The 20,356-nt window shown below is 71.6% G+C and carries 15 protein-coding genes; 6 read left to right on the forward strand and 9 right to left on the reverse strand.

Annotation, left to right across the window (positions count from 1 at the left end):
- Positions 1 to 14: 14 nt before the first annotated feature.
- The 3 genes from nuoL to nuoN are packed head-to-tail and all read left to right on the forward strand — an operon-like array spanning position 15 to position 5,202.
- Positions 15 to 1,979, forward strand: coding sequence for an NADH-quinone oxidoreductase subunit L (gene nuoL / locus EJC51_RS28580; RefSeq protein ID WP_126273716.1), 1,965 nt, complete (start codon positions 15 to 17; stop codon positions 1,977 to 1,979).
- A gap of 5 nt (positions 1,980 to 1,984) precedes the next feature.
- Positions 1,985 to 3,556 carry an NADH-quinone oxidoreductase subunit M gene (locus tag EJC51_RS28585; protein WP_126273717.1) on the forward strand — a complete coding sequence of 524 codons (1,572 nt, stop codon included), beginning with the start codon at positions 1,985 to 1,987 and terminating at the stop codon, positions 3,554 to 3,556.
- Complete coding sequence (nuoN, locus tag EJC51_RS28590) at positions 3,553 to 5,202, forward strand: NADH-quinone oxidoreductase subunit NuoN (RefSeq protein WP_126273718.1); 1,650 nt, start codon at positions 3,553 to 3,555, stop codon at positions 5,200 to 5,202. The genes EJC51_RS28585 and nuoN overlap by 4 nt, the downstream gene beginning before the upstream one ends.
- A 63-nt stretch (positions 5,203 to 5,265) precedes the next feature.
- On the opposite strand, the gene EJC51_RS28595 is transcribed toward nuoN, so the two are convergent.
- Complete coding sequence (locus EJC51_RS28595) at positions 5,266 to 5,754, reverse strand: hypothetical protein (protein ID WP_126273719.1); 489 nt, start codon at positions 5,752 to 5,754, stop codon at positions 5,266 to 5,268.
- A gap of 239 nt (positions 5,755 to 5,993) precedes the next feature.
- Here EJC51_RS28595 and recQ point away from each other — a divergent pair, with 239 nt between their 5' ends.
- Positions 5,994 to 8,000 carry a DNA helicase RecQ gene (recQ, locus tag EJC51_RS28600; protein WP_126273720.1) on the forward strand — a complete coding sequence of 669 codons (2,007 nt, stop codon included), beginning with the start codon at positions 5,994 to 5,996 and terminating at the stop codon, positions 7,998 to 8,000.
- An 18-nt stretch (positions 8,001 to 8,018) separates the two neighbouring features.
- Here recQ and EJC51_RS28605 read toward each other — a convergent pair whose 3' ends face one another.
- From EJC51_RS28605 to fahA, 8 genes are all read right to left on the reverse strand, one after another.
- On the reverse strand, positions 8,019 to 10,820 hold the full coding sequence (locus EJC51_RS28605; protein WP_126273721.1) for a fumarate reductase/succinate dehydrogenase flavoprotein subunit: 2,802 nt from the start codon (positions 10,818 to 10,820) through the stop codon (positions 8,019 to 8,021).
- Between the two features lie 11 nt (positions 10,821 to 10,831).
- Positions 10,832 to 11,632 carry an ABC transporter ATP-binding protein gene (locus tag EJC51_RS28610; RefSeq protein WP_126273722.1) on the reverse strand — a complete coding sequence of 267 codons (801 nt, stop codon included), beginning with the start codon at positions 11,630 to 11,632 and terminating at the stop codon, positions 10,832 to 10,834.
- The gene (locus tag EJC51_RS28615; protein WP_126273723.1) at positions 11,616 to 12,521 is read right to left on the reverse strand and encodes an ABC transporter permease; all 906 of its coding nucleotides are present in this window, start codon (positions 12,519 to 12,521) and stop codon (positions 11,616 to 11,618) included. Before EJC51_RS28615 ends, EJC51_RS28610 begins: the two co-directional genes overlap by 17 nt.
- Positions 12,518 to 13,861, reverse strand: a complete 1,344-nt coding sequence (locus tag EJC51_RS28620; RefSeq protein ID WP_126273724.1) for an ABC transporter substrate-binding protein — start codon at positions 13,859 to 13,861, stop codon at positions 12,518 to 12,520. Before EJC51_RS28620 ends, EJC51_RS28615 begins: the two co-directional genes overlap by 4 nt.
- 15 nt (positions 13,862 to 13,876) lie before the next feature.
- Entirely contained in the window at positions 13,877 to 14,104 is a 228-nt protein-coding gene (locus EJC51_RS28625) for a 4Fe-4S dicluster domain-containing protein (protein ID WP_030347217.1), read from the reverse strand.
- A gap of 116 nt (positions 14,105 to 14,220) precedes the next feature.
- Entirely contained in the window at positions 14,221 to 15,009 is a 789-nt protein-coding gene (locus EJC51_RS28630) for a GntR family transcriptional regulator (protein WP_097267661.1), read from the reverse strand.
- Between the two features lie 164 nt (positions 15,010 to 15,173).
- Positions 15,174 to 16,115, reverse strand: a complete 942-nt coding sequence (locus EJC51_RS28635) for a M56 family metallopeptidase (RefSeq protein WP_126273725.1) — start codon at positions 16,113 to 16,115, stop codon at positions 15,174 to 15,176.
- Between the two features lie 260 nt (positions 16,116 to 16,375).
- Positions 16,376 to 17,602 carry a fumarylacetoacetase gene (fahA, locus tag EJC51_RS28640; protein WP_126273726.1) on the reverse strand — a complete coding sequence of 409 codons (1,227 nt, stop codon included), beginning with the start codon at positions 17,600 to 17,602 and terminating at the stop codon, positions 16,376 to 16,378.
- 242 nt (positions 17,603 to 17,844) lie between these two features.
- Here fahA and EJC51_RS28645 point away from each other — a divergent pair, with 242 nt between their 5' ends.
- Entirely contained in the window at positions 17,845 to 19,083 is a 1,239-nt protein-coding gene (locus tag EJC51_RS28645) for a carboxylate--amine ligase (RefSeq protein WP_126277167.1), read from the forward strand.
- A gap of 74 nt (positions 19,084 to 19,157) precedes the next feature.
- Entirely contained in the window at positions 19,158 to 20,354 is a 1,197-nt protein-coding gene (locus EJC51_RS28650) for an FAD-dependent oxidoreductase (protein WP_126273727.1), read from the forward strand.
- Positions 20,355 to 20,356: the final 2 nt, after the last annotated feature.

A 20,356-nucleotide genomic window follows, 5' to 3' on the forward strand; every position in this document is an offset into this window, starting at 1 on the left:
GGGTCGGAAGAATCGTGGAGAACCTGATTGCGCTGCTGGTGGCGGCGCCCCTGCTCGGAGCGGCCGTACTGCTGTGCGGCGGCCGGCGCCTGGACCGCGTCGGCCACTGGATCGGCACCCTGCTCGCGGCCGTCTCCTTCGTGCTCGGCCTCGTCCTCTTCGCCGACCTGCTCGGCAAGAACGCCGAACACCGGACCCTGACGAGCCACCTGTTCAGCTGGGTCCCGGTCGAGGGCTTCCAGGCGGACGTCGCCTTCCGCCTCGACCAGCTGTCGATGACGTTCGTGCTGCTGATCACGGGCGTCGGCTCGCTGATCCACCTGTACTCGGTCGGGTACATGGAGCACGACGAGCGGCGCCGCCGCTTCTTCGGCTACCTGAACCTGTTCCTCGCGGCGATGCTGATCCTCGTCCTCGCCGACAACTACCTGCTGCTGTACGTCGGCTGGGAGGGCGTGGGTCTCGCGTCCTACCTGCTCATCGGCTTCTGGCAGCACAAGCCCAGCGCCGCCACCGCCGCGAAGAAGGCCTTCCTGGTCAACCGCGTCGGCGACATGGGCCTGTCGATCGCCATCATGCTGATGTTCACGACGTTCGGGACGTTCGCCTTCGGCCCCGTCCTCGGCTCGCACGAGGAGCCCGGACTCGTCACCGGCGCCTCCGAGGCCACGCTCACCGGCATCGCCCTGATGCTGCTGCTCGCCGCCTGCGGCAAGTCCGCCCAGGTGCCGCTCCAGTCCTGGCTCGGGGACGCGATGGAGGGCCCGACCCCGGTCTCGGCCCTGATCCACGCCGCGACGATGGTGACCGCGGGCGTCTACCTGATCGTCCGCTCCGCCAACATCTTCAACCTCGCCCCGGACGCGCAGCTCGTCGTCACCGTCGTCGGTGCCGTCACGCTCCTGTTCGGTGCGATCGTCGGTTGCGCGAAGGACGACATCAAGAAGGCGCTGGCCGGCTCGACCATGTCGCAGATCGGCTACATGGTCCTCGCCGCGGGCCTCGGCCCCATCGGCTACGTCTTCGCGATCATGCACCTGGTGACGCACGGCTTCTTCAAGGCCGGGCTGTTCCTCGGCGCCGGTTCGGTCATGCACGGCATGAACGACGAGGTCGACATGCGCAAGTACGGCGGCCTGCGCAAGTACATGCCGGTCACCTTCGTGACGTTCGGCCTCGGCTACCTCGCCATCATCGGCTTCCCGGGTCTGTCCGGCTTCTTCTCCAAGGACAAGATCATCGAGGCGGCCTTCGCCAAGGGCGGCACCGAGGGCTGGATCCTCGGCGCCTGCGCCCTGCTGGGCGCGGCCATCACCGCCTTCTACATGACGCGCGTGATGCTGATGACGTTCTTCGGAGAAGAACGCTGGAGGAACCAGCCGACCCGCTCCCCGGAGGCGCCCAGCGCGGAGCCCGCCGCCGAGCACCACGGCGAGCACGCGGAGCCGCACCCGCACGAGTCGCCGCGCTCCATGACGATCCCGATGATCGTGCTGGCCTTCGGATCGGTCTTCGCGGGCGGCTTCTTCAGCATCGGTGACCGTTTCCTGCACTGGCTGGAGCCCGTCACCGGGCACAGCCACGGAGACGCGCCGATCAGCGCGGCCACGGTCACGGCGGCCACCGTGACGGTGATGGTCATCGGCGTCGCGATCGCCTGGCTCCAGTACGGGCGCCGCCCGGTCCCGGCCGTCGCCCCGCGCGGGTCGCTGCTCACCCGGGCCGCCCGGCGCGACCTGCTCCAGGACGACTTCAACCACGTGGTCCTGGTCCGCGGCGGCGAGCACCTCACGCGGTCCCTGGTGTACGTCGACCACACCCTGGTCGACGGAGTCGTCAACGGCACGGCGGCCTCGGTCGGCGGCCTCTCCGGACGGCTGCGCAGGCTCCAGAACGGCTACGCGCGGTCGTACGCGGTCTCGATGTTCGGCGGTGCGGCGGTTCTCATCGCCGCGACCCTGCTGATGAGGGCGGTCTGATACCGATGTCCTTTCCTCTGCTGACAGCGACGGCGGCGCTCCCCGCGATCGGGGCGGTCGTCACGGCCGCCGTACCGGCCGCGCAGCGCACCGCCGCCAAGTGGCTGGCGCTGCTCGTCTCGCTCGCCACCCTCGCCCTCGCGATCACCGTCCTGGTCCGCTTCGACCCGGACGGCGACCGCTACCAGCTCACCGAATCCCACTCCTGGATCGCGGACTTCGGAGTCCGCTACGAACTGGGTGTGGACGGCATCGGGGTGTCGCTCCTCGCGCTCACCGCCCTGCTGATCCCGTTCATCATCCTGGCGGGCTGGCACGACGCCGACCCGCTGGAGACCGGCAGCAAGCGGTGGCGGCCGACGCAGGGCTTCTTCGCCCTGATCCTGGCCGTCGAGGCGATGGTGATCATCTCCTTCGAGGCCACCGACGTCTTCCTCTTCTACATCTTCTTCGAAGCCATGCTGATCCCGATGTACTTCCTCATCGGCGGCTTCGGGGACCGGGCCCACGAGCACGGCGAGGAGGCGGCGTCCACGCAACGGTCGTACGCCGCCGTGAAGTTCCTGCTCTACAACCTGGTCGGCGGTCTGATCATGCTGGCCGCGGTGATCGGCCTGTACGTGGTCGCCGGGAACTTCAGCCTCCAGGAGATCGCCGAGGCGCGGGCCAACGGCTCGCTCGACATGGCGACCAACACCGAACGCTGGCTGTTCCTGGGCTTCTTCTTCGCGTTCGCGGTGAAGGCGCCGCTGTGGCCGCTGCACACCTGGCTGCCCAACGCGATGGGCGAGGCCACCGCCCCGGTCGCCGTCCTCATCACGGCGGTCGTCGACAAGGTCGGCACCTTCGCGATGCTCCGCTTCTGCCTCCAGCTCTTCCCGGAGGCGTCGAAGTGGGCGACGCCCGCGATCCTCGTCCTGGCGCTGATCAGCATCGTCTACGGGGCGCTGCTCGCCGTCGGCCAGCGGGACATCAAGCGGCTGGTGGCGTACGCGTCGATCTCGCACTTCGGCTTCATCATCATGGGCATCTTCGCGATGACCAGCCAGGGCCAGTCCGGCGCGACGCTCTACATGGTCAACCACGGTATTTCCACGGCCGCGTTGATGCTGGTCGCGGGCTTCCTGATCTCGCGGCGCGGCTCGCGGCTCATCGCCGACTACGGCGGTGTGCAGAAGGTCGCCCCGGTGCTCGCCGGCACGTTCCTGATCGGTGGCCTCGCGACCCTGTCGCTGCCCGGACTCGCGCCGTTCGTCAGTGAGTTCCTGGTGCTGGTCGGCACGTTCTCCCGCTACCCGGTGATCGGCATCATCGCCACCTTCGGCATCGTGCTCGCCGCGCTCTACACCCTCGTCCTCTACCAGCGGACGATGACGGGCCCGGTGAAGGCCGAGGTGTCCGCGATGCCGGACCTGCGGGTCCGTGAGCTCGTGGTCGTCGCACCGCTGATCGTCCTGCTGATCTTCCTCGGGGTCTATCCGAAGCCGGTCACGGACATCGTCAACCCGGCGGTCAAGTCGACCTTGTCCGACGTACAGAAGAAGGACCCCCAGCCCGAGGTGGAGGCGGCCAAGTGAGCGCAACAGCCGTCCACAGCCTGTGGACAACCGCGGCCGATCCGATCTCGAAGATCGACGCGCCGAAGATCGAATACGGACAATTGTCGCCCACGCTGATCGTCGTCGGTGCGGCGATCGTCGGGGTGCTCGTCGAGGCGTTCGTCCCGCGCAAGCAGCGGTACTACGTCCAGGTGTTCCTGTCCGCCGTGGCACTGGCCGCCGCCTTCGCCGCGGTCGTCGCCCTCGCGGCCGACGGGTACGCCACGACGAAGGCCGGGATCGCGGCGATGGGCGCCATCGCCGTCGACGGACCGGCGCTCTTCCTTCAGGGCACCATCCTGCTGGCGGGCCTGGTCGGCCTGTTCACGTTCGCCGAACGCCGGCTCGATCCCGAGGCGCACGGCAACCGGGTCGACTCCTTCGCCGCCCAGGCCGCCTCGGTGCCGGGCAGCGACAGCGAGAAGGCGGCCGTGAAGGCCGGGTTCACCACCACCGAGGTGTTCCCGCTGCTGCTCTTCGCCGTCGCCGGCATGCTGATCTTCCCCGCGGCCAACGACCTGCTGACGCTGTTCGTGGCCCTGGAGGTCTTCTCCCTGCCGCTGTACCTGATGTGCGCGCTGGCCCGCCGCAAGCGGCTCATGTCGCAGGAGGCCGCGGTCAAGTACTTCCTGCTCGGCGCCTTCGCCTCCGCGTTCACCCTGTTCGGCATCGCGCTGCTCTACGGCTACGCGGGCTCGGTGTCGTACGCCACGATCGCGCAGGTCGTCGACGGCACGGTCACGAACGTCGACCCGGCGCTCGCGGACACCATGGGCAACGACGCGCTGCTGCTGATCGGCGGCGCGATGATCGTGATGGGCCTGCTGTTCAAGGTCGGCGCGGTCCCGTTCCACATGTGGACGCCGGACGTCTACCAGGGCGCGCCGACGCCGGTGACCGGGTTCATGGCGGCGGCGACGAAGGTGGCCGCGTTCGGTGCCCTGCTGCGGTTGCTGTACGTCGTCCTGCCCGGTCTGCGCTGGGACTGGCGGCCGGTCATGTGGGGCGTCGCCATCGTCACCATGCTCGGCGGCGCGATCGTCGCGATCACGCAGACCGACATCAAGCGGCTGCTGGCGTACTCGTCGATCGCGCACGCGGGCTTCATCCTCGCGGGCGTCATCGCGACCACGCCGGACGGGGTGTCGTCCGTCCTCTTCTACCTGGCCGCGTACTCGTTCGTGACGATCGGCGCGTTCGCGGTGGTCACGCTGGTCCGCGACGCCGGCGGCGAGGCCACGCACCTGTCCAAGTGGGCGGGGCTCGGCCGCCGTTCGCCGCTGGTCGCGGCCGTGTTCGCGGTGTTCCTGCTGGCCTTCGCCGGCATTCCGCTGACCTCCGGGTTCGCCGGGAAGTTCGCCGTGTTCAAGGCGGCGGCGGAGGGCGGCGCGGCACCGCTGGTCGTGGTCGGTGTGATCTCGTCGGCGATCGCGGCGTTCTTCTACATCCGCGTCATCGTGCTGATGTTCTTCAGCGAGCCGCGGCCCGAGGGCCCGACGGTCGCCGTGCCGTCGCCGCTGACGATGACGGCGATCGGCGTCGGTGTCGCGGTCACGCTGGTGCTCGGTGTGGCGCCGCAGTACTTCCTGGACCTGGCCAACCAGGCGGGAGTGTTCGTGCGCTGACCCGCGGTCGGCTGCGAAGGGCCCCGGTCTCCCCTTGTGGGACCGGGGCCCTTTCGGGTGCGCTCAGGCCGGGCACGTCACCGTCGGGTTGAAGGCCGTGAAGAGTCCGTCGGGGTTCCTCTTGTAGATCCACGCGTGCAGCGAGTAGACCTTCAGCACCGTGTCGTGGGAGAAGGTCTGACCGAACAGCGTCGGGGCCGTGGTCACGGCCGTGTCCGGAACGATCCACTCCACCCCGACCAGCTTGCGGGTGCTGGTGGTGGATCCGCCCTCGTACAGCAGGGCCTCGGGCTTGGCGGGATCGACAGCGGGGTCGGCCAGCAGCTGCCCGTTGACGTAGTGGTAGCCCATGTGGGGCACGCACGCGTTGGTGCGCGCGTAGCCGCCCGTGGGGGCGAAGGGCTCGTACGCGTACTTGCCGGTCGCCGCGTACGTGGGGACCAGGGCGGCCCAGGCGTCGTCCGCGGGCGCGGCCTGCGCGGGCGCGGCGGTCAGGGAGAAGGCACCGGCTATCGCCGCGGCGACGGCGGCCTTGAGGGGCCGAGAGAACATGCGAGGGCTCCTTGAAGCGGAAGGGGCGCGCACCGGTCGAGGCGCGCTGTCCGGGAGGCGGGCCTCCCCTGCCCGCCTGAGCAGCATGTCCCCGGAGGCCGGAGCGCCTCCATGTGACGCGGACCATTGGAGTGAACGCGGAGCGTCACGGGACGGGCCTGTGGATAACTCCGGCGCTGTCGGTGCGGGCCCCTATCGTGGAGGCAGTGGTCGAGGGACGACGTACGGGGGACAGGACTATGGGTGGGATGGGCGGGATCAGCGAGATGCCAGGGGTGACCGAGGTGGCAGGGCCCGCCGGGGCGGCCGGGAGCGAGGCGCTGGCCGCGCTGCACCGGGTGTTCGGGTACGACGCCTTCCGGGGTGAGCAGGAAGCCGTCATCGAACATGTGGTCGCGGGCGGCGACGCCGTCGTGCTCATGCCGACCGGCGGCGGCAAGTCACTGTGCTACCAGATCCCGTCCCTGGTCAGACCCGGTACGGGCATCGTCGTCTCGCCGCTCATCGCGCTGATGCAGGACCAGGTGGACGCGCTGCGGGCGCTCGGCGTGCGCGCCGGGTTCATGAACTCCACGCAGGACTTCGACGAGCGGCGGGTGGTGGAGGCCGAGTTCCTCGCGGGCGAGCTGGACCTGCTCTATCTGGCGCCCGAGCGGCTGCGGCTGGACTCCACCCTCGACCTGCTCTCCCGCGGCAAGATCGCGGTCTTCGCGATCGACGAGGCGCACTGCGTGTCCCAGTGGGGCCACGACTTCCGCCCCGACTACCTCGCCCTGTCCCTGCTCGGCGAGCGCTGGCCCGACGTCCCGCGCATCGCGCTGACGGCCACGGCCACGCACGCGACGCACCAGGAGATCACCCAGCGGCTGAACATGCCGGCCGCCCGGCACTTCGTGGCGAGCTTCGACCGGCCCAACATCCAGTACCGGATCGTGCCCAAGGCCGACCCCAAGAAGCAGCTGCTGAGCTTCCTGCGCCAGGAGCACGAGGGCGACGCCGGCATCGTGTACTGCCTGTCGCGCAAGTCGGTGGATGCCACGGCCGAGTTCCTCGCCAAGAACGGCATCGAGGCGGTCCCGTACCACGCCGGCCTGGACGCGGGCACGCGCGCGGCGCACCAGTCCCGGTTCCTGCGGGAGGACGGCCTGGTCGTCGTCGCGACCATCGCCTTCGGCATGGGCATCGACAAGCCGGACGTCCGCTTCGTCGCCCACCTCGACCTGCCGAAGTCGGTCGAGGGCTACTACCAGGAGACCGGCCGCGCGGGACGCGACGGACTGCCCTCGACGGCCTGGATGGCCTACGGCCTCAACGACGTCATACAGCAGCGCAAGATGATCCAGTCGAGCGAGGGCGACGAGGCGTTCCGCCGCCGCGCCGCCGCCCACCTGGACTCGATGCTGGCCCTGTGCGAGACCGCGCAGTGCCGCCGCGGGCAGTTGCTGAACTACTTCGGCCAGGAGCCGGACCCGGTGGGCTGCGGCAACTGCGACACCTGCCTCACCCCACCCGAGACCTGGGACGGCACCATCGCGGCGCAGAAGGTGCTGTCGACGGTGGTGCGGCTCCAGCGGGAGCGGGGGCAGAAGTTCGGCGCGGTGCAGATCGTCGACATCCTGCTGGGCCGGCGCACCGCCAAGGTCATCCAGTTCGACCACGACCAGCTGTCCGTCTTCGGCATCGGCGAGGAGCTGACCGAGGCCGAATGGCGCGGTGTCGTACGGCAGTTGCTGGCGCAGGGGCTGCTCGCAGTGGAGGGGGAGTACGGCACGCTGACGCTGACCGAGGCCAGCGGGGCGGTGCTGCGGCGGGAGCGGGAGGTGCCGCTGCGGAAGGAACCCAAGAAGCCGACGGTGGCGAAGACGCCGGGCTCCTCGTCCTCCTCCGGAAGGGGCAAGTCGAAGCCCGCCGCGGTCGAACTGCCCGAGGCGCTGCTTCCCGCCTTCGAGGCGCTGCGGGCCTGGCGCGCCGAGCAGGCGAAGGAACAGGGCGTCCCGGCCTACGTGATCTTCCACGACGCCACGCTCCGGGAGATCGTGACGGTCTGGCCGACGTCGGTGGGGCAGCTCGGTGAGGTCGGCGGGGTCGGCGAGAAGAAGCTGGCGACGTACGGGGAAGGCGTCCTGGCCGTGCTGGCCGGGATGGGGGAGCCGACGGCGGAGGCTCAGAAGGCCGACGACGGGGCCGCGCCGGAACCGGACGACTGGCCCGAGATGGACGAGGAGCCGGAGCCCGACTGGACGTAGCCGTGGGCCCGGCACCCGTCACAGCGCCCGCGACGCGTACGCCCTGACGTCGGCGTCCGAGTCGGCCGTGGCCGTGGCCAGGGCGGCGCGGGCGGCCTCGGTGGCCCTGTGCCGGGTCAGGGCCATGACCGCCGCCTTGCGGACATCGGCGTTCGGGTCGGTGAGCGCCTTGGCCAGGGCGGGGACGGCGGTGTCGGCCTCCGCTCCGGAGAGGGCGGTCGCCGCTCCGGAGCGCACCTGCCAGGTGGCGTCGGCCAAGGCGGCGACGGCGCGCTCGGCGAGCGGTCCGGGGCAACCGGTGGTGCCCAGGGCGGCGTAGGCGGCGCCTCGTACCAGGGCGTCGGCGTCCGCCGTGAGCGTGGCGAGCGCCGGCAGGACGACGTCGAGGCGCCCTGTGGACACCGTCGCCAGGGCCTTGGCGAAGGTGACACGGACCTCGCGGGACGGGTCGGACGTCGCCGCGCGGGCCAGTTCCTCGGCGGCGTCGACCGAGACGAGGGCGCGTACGGCCTCGATGCGGACGGCGATGTCGTCGTCCGTCAGGGAGCCCGTGAACAGCGCGGTGTCGCCCAGCCGCAGGGCACGCAGGACGTCGAGGGCGGCAGCGCGCACGACCGGGTCGGGTTCGCGGAGGGCGACGGCGAGGCCCTCGCGCAGGGCGGGTTCGGGCGGGAGCGCCTCGACCAGCTCGCGCAGCGAGGCCGCGGCGGCGGCACGGACCTCGACGGCGGGGTCGCGGAGCGCGTCGGCCAGGGCGGGGCCGGTGCCCGGGGGCAGGGTCTCGGTGAGCACGGCGACGGCCTCACGTCGCACCGCGGCCGCAGGGTCGGTCAAGTAGGGCCGCAGGGCGTGGAGTTCCGGCTCCTCCTCGGCGAGGGCCACCAGCTCCAGGAGCCGGGTGGCCGAGTGCTCGGCGGCGGGTCGGGCGTCGAGCCCGGGATGGCGGTCGGAAGGGTCCGGGCCGCTGTCCTCGGCCACCGCCACCCCCGCCGCCACCGCCACCCCTGCCGCCACCGGCGCCCGGTCCCTGGACCCGGCCGTCGCCACGTCCTCCGGGTGCACCTCGCCGAGGTGTCGGGAGGGGCCGCCGGTCGGGGTGAACTCCTCGACCGGAACCAGATAGGGAGCCACGGGACGGGCCGTGAACTCCATCGCACCAGAGGGGGACTTGTGCAGATCGAGGTGGTGGAACCAGGAGGCGTCGTCGCGACGGGGGTGGTCGAGGCGGTCGTGGTAGAGGCCCCAGCGGGACTCCGTGCGGGCCAGGGACGCACGCGCGGCCATCTCCGCGCAGTCGCGGATGAAGGAGACCTCGGCGCAGCGCATCAGCTCGTGCGGGGTGCGGGCGCCCATCGCGGCGATGTCGTCCCGCATCCGCTCGAAGGACTCCAGGGCGAGCGACAGCCGGGCCCCCGACTTCGGCGGGGCCACGTAGTCGTTCACGAAGCGCCGCAGCTTGTACTCGACCTGGGGCTGCGGCGGGCCGTCCGGGTTGCGCAGCGGACGGTAGATCAGTTCGTGCGCCTCGCGGAGCTGGTCGGCGGGCAACTCCCCTTCGTACGCCGCGTACTGGGAAGCGTCCGCGCCCGCGAGGTCGCCGAAGACGAAGGCGCCGATCATGTAGTTGTGCGGGACGCAGGCCAGGTCGCCGGCGGCGTAGAGGCGGGGGACGGTGGTGCGGGCGTGGTCGTCGACCCGTACCCCCGAGGCGGAGTGGCCGCCGCACAGGCCGATCTCGGAGATGTGCATCTCGATGTCGTGGGTGCGGTAGTCGTGGCCGCGGCCCGCGTGGAACGTCCCGCGCGTGGGCCGCTCCGTGGAGTGCAGGATCGACTCCAACGCCGAGACCGACTCCTCGGGGAGGTGGCTGAGCTTGAGGTAGACCGGCCCCCGGTCGGACGCCACCTCCGCCGCGAACTCCGCCATCATCTGGCCGGACCAGTAGTCGGAGTCGACGAAGCGTTCGCCGTGCCGGTTGACCTGGTAGCCGCCGAAGGGGTTGGCGACGTAGGCGCAGGCGGGGCCGTTGTAGTCCTTGATCAGCGGGTTGATCTGGAAGCACTCGATGCCGGTGAGCTCGGCGCCCGCGTGGTAGGCCATGGCGTAGCCGTCACCCGCGTTGGTGGGGTTCTCGTAGGTGCCGTAGAGGTAGCCGGAGGCGGGCAGGCCGAGACGGCCGCAGGCGCCGGTCGCGAGGATGACCGCGCCCGCGCGGACCGTCACGAAGGCGCCCGTGCGGGTGTTGAAGCCGACCGCTCCCACGGCCCGCCCGTCGTCGAGCGCCGTCAGCACCCGCACCGGCATCACCCGGTTCTCGATGCGGATCCGCTCCCGCATCTCGCGCCGCCGCAACTGCCGGTACAGGACCTTCTTGACGTCCTTGCCCTCCGGCATCGGCAGCACATAGGAGCCGGAGCGGTGGACCTGGCGGACCGCGTAGTCGCCGTGCTCGTCCTTCTCGAACTTCACGCCGTACGACTCCAGGCGCTGCACCATGCCGAAGCCGCGGGTGGCGGTCTGGCGGACGGTGGACTGGTCGACGATGCCGTCGTTGGCGCGGGTGATCTCGGCGACGTAGTCGTCGGGCTCGGCGCGGCCGGGGACGACCGCGTTGTTGACGCCGTCCATGCCCATGGCGAGGGCGCCGGAGTGCCGGACGTGGGCCTTCTCCAGGAGGATCACGTCGGCGCCGCGCTCGGCGGCGGTCAGCGCGGCCATGGTGCCTGCGGTGCCGCCGCCGATGACGAGGACGTCGCAGGAGAGTTCCTCGGCGTCGGTGAGGGCGGGGATCGCCAGGGGGGTGTTCGCGGGGCTGGTCACCGAGGGGCCTTTCAGGAACCGAGGGAGGACAGGACGTCGCGCCGCAGCGCGAGCCGCGCCGGGTCGTCGCGCGCGGTGCGGTCGCGGGGGCGCGGCACCTCGCGTACGGCGGTGAGGCGGCCGTTGCCGAGGAGCGCGACGCGATCGCCGAGGAAGAGGGCCTCGTCGACGTCGTGGGTGACGAAGACGACGGTCGCGCCCGTGCCGTGCAGCACCTCCACGAGCAGGTCCTGCATGCCGGCGCGGGTCTGGGCGTCGAGGGCGCCGAACGGCTCGTCCATCAGCACCGCGCGCGGCCGGCCGGCCAGCGCCCGGGCCAGCTGGGCGCGCTGGCGCTGGCCCCCGGAGACGCGGTGCGGCAGTTGGCGGGACTGTTCGCCGAGCCCGACGCGGGCGAGCCAGGACTCGGCCTGTCGCCTGCGGTCGGTGCGCGCCGACCCCTGGATGGCGAGTGGGAGTTCGACGTTCGCCCGCAGGGTGCGCCAGGGCAGCAGGGCGTCCTCCTGGAAGACCAGGGCGCGGTCGGCGGACGGGCCCGTCAGCGGTCGGCCGTCCTGGTCGGCCTCGCCGTCGAGGGGTGCCAGCAGCCCGGCCAGCGTGCGCAGCAGCGTCGACTTGCCGCAGCCGGACGGTCCGACGACGGTGAGGATCTCGCCGGGGGCGACGTCGAGGTCGACGCCGGTGACGGCGGGGGCGCCGGGGCGGCCGAGGGTGGCGGCGCGGAGGGTGAGACGGGTGCCGCGGGCGGTCGTCCTGACGGATGCCTCGGTGGACGCGGAGTTCCCCGTGACTGCCTCAGACGAGGTGCTCATCGCGTGCCTCCTCGGTCGTGGAACCGGTCTTCGGAGCGGGCGCGGCGGACTCGCGCTGCCGTGCGGAAGGCACCGCGCGGACGTTCCGCGGTCGGCCTCCGGTGGCGTACGACGTCCGGGGCAGCCAGCGGGTCAGGCGGCGGCCCAGCAGTTCCACTGCCGTGGAGGTGAGCCAGCCGAGGACGCCGATGGTGACCATGCCGACGAAGACGCCCGGGTAGTCGACGACGGTGTAGTCCTGCCAGGTGCGGTAGCCGACGCCGTACTGGCCGGAGATCATCTCGGCGGAGATCACACAGATCCACGAGACGCCGATGCCGACCGACAGCCCGCCGAAGATGCCGGGCAGCGCACCCGGCAGGACGACCGAGCCGAGGACCCGCCACCGCCCGCCGCCCATCGTCAGCACCGCCTCCTCCCACACGGGCGTGAGCGCCCGGACCGCGTGCCGGGTGGAGACCAGGACGGGGAAGTAGGCGGCGGTGAAGGTGATGAAGACGATGCCCTGTTCGTTGGAGGGGAACAGGAGGATGGCGACGGGTACGAGGGCGATGGCCGGGATCGGGCGGACGACCTCCAGCACCGGCCCGAGCAGGTCCTCGGCGAGCCGGGAGCGCGCCACGAGCACGCCCGTCGCCACGCCGAGCACCGCCGCCAGCAGGAAGCCGCTGAGGATGCGGGTCAGGCTGTCGGTGAGGTCGGTCCAGAAGTCGGGCCCGGCCAGCCGGTCGGCGAAGGCGTGGGCCACGTCGGTGACCGTGGGGAACTGCGAGAAGCGCAGCCACAGGTCGATGTCGAGGCTGGTCAGCGCCTGCCACACCCCGAGGGCGACCACCAGGGAGGCCACCCGCAGGGCGTACCGGCCGGCGAGGGGCAGCGGCCGGCTCACGACGCCCGCTCCAGCGCGTCGGCGTACGTCACCACGCGGGCACCGCCGTGCTCGGCGACGTACGTCTTCGCGGTCGCCGGTGCGACGAAGGGCAGCAGCTTGTCGCCGTCGGCCACCCAGACCGCCTTGTCGGCGAACCAGAGGGTGCCCGTGGTGGCGTCGGGGACGTAGGCGGCGCGGATGCCGTCCTGGTGGGCCGAGACGTACGCGAGGAGTTCGGCGGGCGTCTTGAAGGCGCGGGTCGCGGAGGCGCCCTTGGGCCAGACCTCGCTCGCGGCGGCGGGCGGAGCGGCGGTGAGCTGCTCGGCGTACGACGTGCCGAGGGCCTTCCTGACGTAGCGGTCGTCGACGAAGGCGTCCACGTCGATGTCGCCGGTCAGCTTGGCCGACTTCAGGATCGCGACGTCGTCCTTGAGCGCAGAGACCAGCTGGGGCTTGATCGCGGGGTCGAAGGTGGAGATGCCGTGGGCGCCGTTGTAGAGGTAGACGACCTCGGCGGGCAGGCCGGTGGCCTTCGCGACCTTCTCGGCGGCGTCGACGGGGTGGTCGTTCAGGTAGTCCGTGGCCTCGGCCTGGGCCTTGAGGAAAGCCTCCAGGACGGTGGGGCGTTGCCGCGCGAAGTCCTCGCGGGCGGTGACGCCGTGGAAGGTGGGGAGGTTCAGCTCGGCGCCGTCGTAGAGGGCCTTCGCCTTTCCCTGGTAGGTGAGCAGGCCGGGCCAGGCGACGAACTGGGAGAGCGCGTCCGCGCTGCCCGCCGACAGGGCCGAAGCGCCCACCGCGGGCTGCTGGTTGAGCTTCTCGATGTCCTTGTCCGGGTCGAGGCCGGCGCGCTGGAGCGCTCGTACGAGGGTGCCGTCGGCGGCGGAGCCGACGCTGGTGGAGACCTTCTTGCCGCGCAGGTCGGTCAGCGCGGCCAGCTTCGAGTCGGGCGCGGTGACGATGGTGTTGAGGCCGCCGCGGAGGTTGTAGCCGGTGACGGAGACCAGGTGGGTCGGCTTGCCGAGCTGCTTGCCGCGGGCCGCGTTGATGAGGAGCGGGAAGTCGCCCATCGAACCGATGTCGATCTTCCCGGCGGTCATCTGGGCGGTGATCGGGGCGCCGGTGGCGTAGTCCTGCCAGTCGACCTTGTAGGTCCTGCCGTCGCCGAGGGCGTTCAGCTCCTTCTCGAAGGAGCCCAGCGAGCGGAGGAGGGTGCCGGCGGTGACGGTGTTGATGGTCCTGGACTGGTAGCCGACGGTCACGGTGACCGTGGAACCGTCACCGGCCGCCGCGTTGCCGCCGCAGGCCGTCAGGGGGGCGAGCAGCAGGAGGGCGGCCGCGGCAACTGCCTTGTTCTTCATGGGAGTCGGGACCTCTCAGCGGAGCAGATAGGGCATGTTGACCGTGACGGCTCCGGTGGGACAGCGGGCGGCGCACGGGCCGCAGTACCAGCACTCGTCGACGTGCATGTAGGCCTTGCCGCTGCTCTCGTCGATGGCGAGGGAGTCCAGCGGGCACATGTCGACGCAGAGCGTGCAGCCGTCGATGCACTTCGACTCGTCGATGGTCACGGGCACGTCGGCCCGCTGGGGCGCCAAGGGCATGGCTGTCTCCGTGGATGTCCTGAGATGTATGGGGATTCGCTGAGATTTCCGGCGCGGCAGTGAACCGATGAGGTCCTGCCGAACGATGAAGGGGTGAAGGGTGGAGGGGGAGGTGGTCAGAGGGACCGGTGCAGCAGGCCGCTCATCGTGATGCGGTCGCCGCGGAAGCGGATGAACTCCAGGTCGACGGGGCGGCCGTCGGCGAGATGCGTCAGGCGCTCCAGCATGAGGACGGCCGCGCCGCGCGGGGCTTCGAGTACGGCGGCGGAGTGGGCGTCCGCGTTCACCGCCTCCAGGGTGATCTCGGCGTGGCCGAGTCCCTGGCCGGTGATCGACTCCAGGAGCCGGAAGACGTCGGTGTTCTCCAGGTCGGCGCCGAGCAGGGCGGTGCCGATGTCGAGCGGGATGTAGGTGAGGTCGAGGGAGAGGGGGAGGCCGTTGAGACGGCGGAGGCGTTCGATGTAGAGGACATCGGTGCCGGGCGGGACGTGGAGGCGTTCGGCGACCGGGTGCGGTGCCGGGGCCGGGCCCATCGTGCGGACCTCGTTGGTGACGGTGCCGTGTTCGCGCAGGGTCTCCGCGAGGCCCATCAGCCGGTCGAGGCCGTGGGGGTACTTCTGGGCGACGACCACGGTGCCGACACCGGGGAGGCGTTCGACGAGGCCTTCGGCGCGCAGCAGGTCCAGAGCTTGGCGGACCGTGTTGCGGGAGGCGCGGTAGTCGGTGGCGAGGGTCGTCTCGTGCGGGAGCGTGCCGTCCTCGAAGCCGCCGGAGAGGAGCTGGTGACGGAGGAGATCGGCGAGCTGCCGCGCCTGGTCCGCGCGCAGCCGACGCCGCGCGCGGTGGGCGGCGACGGTGGTCGCGCCCTGGCCGGCGTGGTCGCGGATGCGGTCGGAAGGGGGCATGGCGGGAACCATACCGAGGAGGTAGGGAAGGGAGTGTTGCGGGAGTGTTGCGCCACTGGCCGGGCGGTCGATTCAGCCGTTGACCTGGGAGTTTCGGGTGGTGGGGGAAAGATCTGCCACCGCGGGAGATAAGGACGATGGCCCGCGGCGAGGTGCGCCGCGGCTCACGCCAGTGCGGTCAGTCCCGGCCCGAAAGCGATCAGCAGCGGCACCAGCGGCACCAGCCCCGCCACCGTGGCCGTGACCGCTCGATGCCGGCGGCCCAGCCGGGGGCGCGGCTGGAGCAGCCGGTCCACGCGCTCGCCCAGGAGCCGGTGGCTGGAGGCGCAGGACAGCACTCCCCGGTGCTGGTTGAGCTCGATCAGGGCCAGTGCGGTCGTCAGATGGCCGCAGCGGCGGGAGGCCGTGTCGTCCGCGGCGAGTTCCACCAGACGGTGGGTCTGTTCGCAGAAGTAGGCGAAGAGCGGGACCCGGGGGAAGCCGGTGGCCAGGGCCGTCGACAGGTGCAGCAGCCAGTCGTGGTGGGCGCGGGCGTGGTCGCGCTCATGGGTGAGGACGGCGTCCAGCTGTACGTCGGTGAGGCGGTGCAGCGCCCCGGTCGTCACCACCAGTTGCGGTGGGCTGCCCGGCATCCACCAGGCGTCGGGGTACTCGTCCTCAAGGACCAGCAGCGGGCCGCGCGCGGCCTTCTCCAGTCCGCCGGGGAGCTCGGGGGCGCGCTCGCGCAGGTGCGCCCTCGTCCGGCCGCGACGCCGGCGGGCCTCGACCAGCTCGCGGGCCAGCATCGCCGTCGTCCAGGCGGCGCCGCAGGCCAGGAGCAGGGTGAGGACGGTGGCCCAGACCGGGGCGGCGGACAGGTCGTAGGCGGCGGTCACGGCAGGCGGCGCCGGGGCGAAGACATGGTCGCGGACCGTGTGGAAGACGGCGGCCGCGCCCAGGACCAGGGCGGTCAGGTTGCACATCAGCACGGTGGCGACCAGGCACTGCCACACCCACAGCGCGACCACGGGCTCCCGCTCGGGCCAGTCGGCCCGGGTCAGCGCGCGCGGCACCGGAACGGCGGCCGTCAGGGCGACGGCGCTCAGCAGGAGCAGGCAGACAGTCATGCCACGGGCTCCGGATCCTGGTCGGCGTAAGGGAAGGGACGGCGAGAGGGTGCTGACGGGGGGTGCGGGTGCTGACGGGGGGTGCGGGTGGTGCCGGGTTGTGCGGGTGGTGCCGGGATGTGCGGGGTTGTGCCGGGTCCTGCGCACACCGTCCGTCGCCGTCAGTATGACGGCGCCGGGCGGCTCATGGCAGACCTCGACGGCACCCCTGCCCGTCACCTCAACTCACCCTCGACTCCCTCGGTTCCCCATGACGCCCTCTATCCCAAGGCCTGCCCCACGATCCGCCCCGCCACCTCGCCCAGCCCGACCCGCACCCCGTCCGGTCCCGGGGCCCACGCCGACAGGGTCACCACGTCGCCGTCCTCCAGGAACGTCCGCTTGCCGTCCGGGAGTTCGAGGGCGTCCCGGCCGTTCCAGGTCAGCTCCAGCAGCGAGCCGCGCTCCCGTTCCGCGGGGCCGCTCACCGTGCCGGAGCCGTAGAGGTCGCCGGTGCGCAGGGACGCCCCGTTGACCGTCAGGTGCGCCAACTGCTGGGCGGCCGTCCAGTACATGGAGGAGAAGGGGGGTTCGGAGACGACGTGGCCGTTGACGGCGACGGAGATACGGAGGTCGTAGCCGCCGGGTTCGGCGTCGGCGCCGGTGTCGTCGAGGTACGGAAGCAGCTCGTGCGTCCGCTCGGGCGGGGCCACCCGGGCCTCCTCCAGGGCGTCGAGCGGGGTGACCCAGGCCGACACGGAGGTGGCGAAGGACTTGCCGAGGAAGGGGCCGAGGGGGACGTACTCCCAGGCCTGGATGTCACGCGCCGACCAGTCGTTGAGCAGGCAGAGGCCGAACACGTGGTCCCGGAAGTCGGCCAGGGCCACGGGGGAGCCCATGGGGGACGGCGTGCCGACCACGAAGCCGACCTCCGCCTCGATGTCCAGGCGCACCGAGGGGCCGAAGACCGGCGCCGGGTCGGTGGGGGCCTTGCGCTGCCCGGAGGGGCGTACGACGTCGGTGCCGGAGACCACGACCGTGCCCGAGCGGCCGTGGTAGCCGATGGGGAGGTGCTTCCAGTTGGGGGTGAGGGAGTCCGCGGCGTCGGGGCGGAAGATCCGGCCGACGTTCCGGGCGTGGTGCTCGGAGGAGTAGAAGTCGACGTAGTCGGCGACCTCGAAGGGGAGGTGCAGGGTCACGGACGACAGGGGGTGCAGGAACTCCGCGACGGTGGACTGATGGGCCGGCACCGTCACCCACGCCGTCAGCGCGCGCCGGACGTCCGACCAGGTGGTGCGGCCGGCCGCGAGCAGCGGGTTCAGGCAGGGCCGGGCGAGGAGGGAGGCGTAGGGCGAGCCGAGTGCCAGGGCCGCCGCGCCCGCGTCGAGGACGTGGTCGCCGAGGCGGACGCCGACGGTCCGGTCGGTGGCGCCGGGCGCGGAGAAGACGCCGTAGGGGAGGTTGTGCGGGCTGAAGGGGTCGCTCTCGGGCAGATCGAAGGGGGGCATGGGGTGCGGCCTCGCTCTCCATCGCTTCGTAGGTCGGAGCACTGCGTACGCATGTGGTCGCGCCACACGTTACGGCTGAGTTACCTGTCTCGGCAGTGCCTAAAGAGTTAGCAATGTCCTGATAAGCATCGGTCGGAGGCGGCAATTCCGGCTTAGCTTCCTTTGGGGACAACGGGCGGGATGGGGCCGTTCCGTGGACGGGACACGTGGGGGGACCCGTGGCCAGGAGTGCAGACGTGCGTGTGCCGTTCGAGCCCGACAGAGAGGTACCGGGCTTGATCGTGAAGTTCGGCGACTATCCGCTGCACCACGGCGGGGTCGGCGCGATCCGCAGCCTGGGCCGTCTCGGCGTCCCGATGTATGCGATCACGGAGGACCGTTACACGCCCGCCGCCACGTCCCGTTACCTGGAGAAGGCCTTCGTCTGGCCGACGACGGGGACGGAGGAGCCGGAGCGTCTCGTCGCGGGCCTGCTCAGGATCGGCCGCAGGATCGGACGGCCGGCCGTCCTGGTGCCCACCGACGAGGAGGCCGCGGTGCTGATCGCCGAGCACCGCGTCGAACTCGGCGCCCGCTTCCTCGTGCCGCCCGTCGAGCGCGGCCTGCCGCGCCGGCTGGCCAGCAAGCAGGGGCTGCACGAACTCTGCGTGGAACACGGCATACCCAGCCCGACGGCCGCCTTCCCGGAGTCCTACGACGACATCGTCGCGTTCGCCGACAAGGCCCGCTTCCCGGTGGTGGCCAAGAACCGGGAAGCGTTCGTACGGCGCACCCGGCCGGCCGTGAACGGCACGACCCGGATCGGCACCCGGGAGGGGCTGCTCGCCCTGGCCCGTGACTGGGGCGAGCGGCCCGCGGTGATCCTCCAGGAGTACCTGCCGAGGGAGGAGGCCGAGGACTGGATCGTGCACGCCTACTTCGACGCGGACTCCACCCCGCTCGCGATGTTCACCGGCGTGAAGGTCCGCTCCTGGCCGCCGCACGCGGGAATGACGGCGAACGCGTACGTCGTCGACAATCCGGAACTCGCGGACCTCGCCGCGCGTTTCATCAAACAGATCGGCTTCACCGGAATCATCGACCTGGACCTGCGCTTCGACCGGCGCGACGGACTGTACAAGCTCCTCGACTTCAACCCCCGCATGGGCGCCCAGTTCCGGCTCTTCGAGAACGAGTCGGGGGTGGACGTCGTCCGCGCCATGCATCTGGATCTGACCGGCCGCTCCGTTCCGGAGGGGGAACAGCGGGCCGGGCACCGGTACATCGTGGAGAACATCGACCTGCCCGCCCTCCTCGCCTACCGCCGCAGCGGCTATACGACGCCGCACGCGCCGGGGCGGGCGAGCGGGACCGAGCTGGCCTGGTTCGCGGGTGACGACCCGCTGCCGTTCCTCACGATGCTCGCGCGCTTCGTACGACCGGGCGCGAAGCACCTGTATCAGCTGTGGCGGACCAACCACCGCGGCGCCGCCGCCCATTGACCCGCCGAGAGGCGCGCGGCCACAGCACACGCACCACCACGAAGTGACGAAGTGATGTCCTGGGGAGGGACTTCGTGATCCGACCAGTCGCAGTCATCGGCGCCGGGCCCTACGGGCTGTCGACCGCCGCACATCTCAGGGCCCGCGGCATCCCGGTCCGCGTCTTCGGCGAACCCATGGTGAGCTGGCGCGACCACATGCCCGCCGGCATGCTCCTCAAGTCCACCCCGGTGGCCTCCAGCCTCGACGCCCCGCAGCCGGGCCACGGCCTGGTCGACTACTGCGACGCGGTGGGCATACCGCGGCTGGTGACGGACGAGGACATCATCCCCGTGGAGACCTTCATCGCCTACGGCGCGTGGTTCCAGCAGAAGCTGGTGCCCGAGCTGGAGCGGGTGCGGGTCGTGTCCGTCGACCGCGACAAGAGCCAGGGCTTCGCACTGAAGCTGGACTCGGGCGAGTCGTTCGGCGCCCGTGCGGTCGTCGTCGCCACCGGGCTGTCGGGCCTCGCGCATCTGCCCCCGGAGCTGACCCTGCCCGACGGGCCCAGCCCGACCGGCCCCGTCTCCCACAGTTCCCAGCACCACGACCTCAGCCGCTTCTCCGGCCGTGAACTCATCGTCGTCGGGGCCGGTCAGTCCGCGTTGGAGACGGCGGCCCTCGCGGCGGAGGCCGGCGCCCAGGTCAGGGTCGTGGCGCGGGGCCGGGGCAGCGTCGCCTTCGGGGCCCCGCCCTGGAAGCAGCCCCGGCTGCGCCCGGAGTCCCCGTTCGGCCGCGCCTGGTCCCTGTGGGCGCTCAGCTACTACCCCCACCCCTACCGCCGCCTCCCGGCCGGGGCCCGCCACTACCTGGTGCGCCGCGTCCTCGGTCCACTCGGCGCCTGGTGGCTGCGCGACCGCTTCGAGGACAAGGTCCGGGTCAGCGAGGTCCGCCGCGTCCTCAAGGCCGACTCCGCGGACGGCCACCCGTCCCTGTCCGTCCTCACCCACACCGGCCGCACCGAGCGCCTGGCCGCCGACCACGTCATAGCCGCGACCGGCTACCGCGTCGACCTCGCGGCCATGGACTTCCTCGGCCCCGAACTGCGCACCCGACTCGCGGTGAGCCGCGGCGCGCCCAAGCTCGGCGCCGGATACGTCTCCTCGGTGCCGGGCCTGTACTTCACGGGCCTCCCGTCGGCGTCGTCGTACGGACCGGTGATGCGCTTCGTGTGCGGCACGGAGTTCGCCTCACCGCGGCTGGCGCGGCATCTGGCGGCGGCGCACGGGTAGGG

The sequence above is a fragment of the Streptomyces aquilus genome, assembly GCF_003955715.1.
Classification (GTDB): Bacteria; Actinomycetota; Actinomycetes; order Streptomycetales; family Streptomycetaceae; genus Streptomyces; species Streptomyces aquilus.

Coding starts and splice junctions, on each gene's coding strand:
- EJC51_RS28585 (WP_126273717.1), top strand. CDS start 1,985: ATGTCCTTTCCTCTGCTGACAGCGACGGCGGCGCTCCCCGCGATCGGG.
- fahA (WP_126273726.1), bottom strand. CDS start 17,602: ATGCCCCCCTTCGATCTGCCCGAGAGCGACCCCTTCAGCCCGCACAAC.
- EJC51_RS28620 (WP_126273724.1), bottom strand. CDS start 13,861: ATGAAGAACAAGGCAGTTGCCGCGGCCGCCCTCCTGCTGCTCGCCCCC.
- EJC51_RS28635 (WP_126273725.1), bottom strand. CDS start 16,115: ATGACTGTCTGCCTGCTCCTGCTGAGCGCCGTCGCCCTGACGGCCGCC.
- EJC51_RS28610 (WP_126273722.1), bottom strand. CDS start 11,632: ATGAGCACCTCGTCTGAGGCAGTCACGGGGAACTCCGCGTCCACCGAG.
- recQ (WP_126273720.1), top strand. CDS start 5,994: ATGGGTGGGATGGGCGGGATCAGCGAGATGCCAGGGGTGACCGAGGTG.
- EJC51_RS28630 (WP_097267661.1), bottom strand. CDS start 15,009: ATGCCCCCTTCCGACCGCATCCGCGACCACGCCGGCCAGGGCGCGACC.
- EJC51_RS28625 (WP_030347217.1), bottom strand. CDS start 14,104: ATGCCCTTGGCGCCCCAGCGGGCCGACGTGCCCGTGACCATCGACGAG.
- EJC51_RS28595 (WP_126273719.1), bottom strand. CDS start 5,754: ATGTTCTCTCGGCCCCTCAAGGCCGCCGTCGCCGCGGCGATAGCCGGT.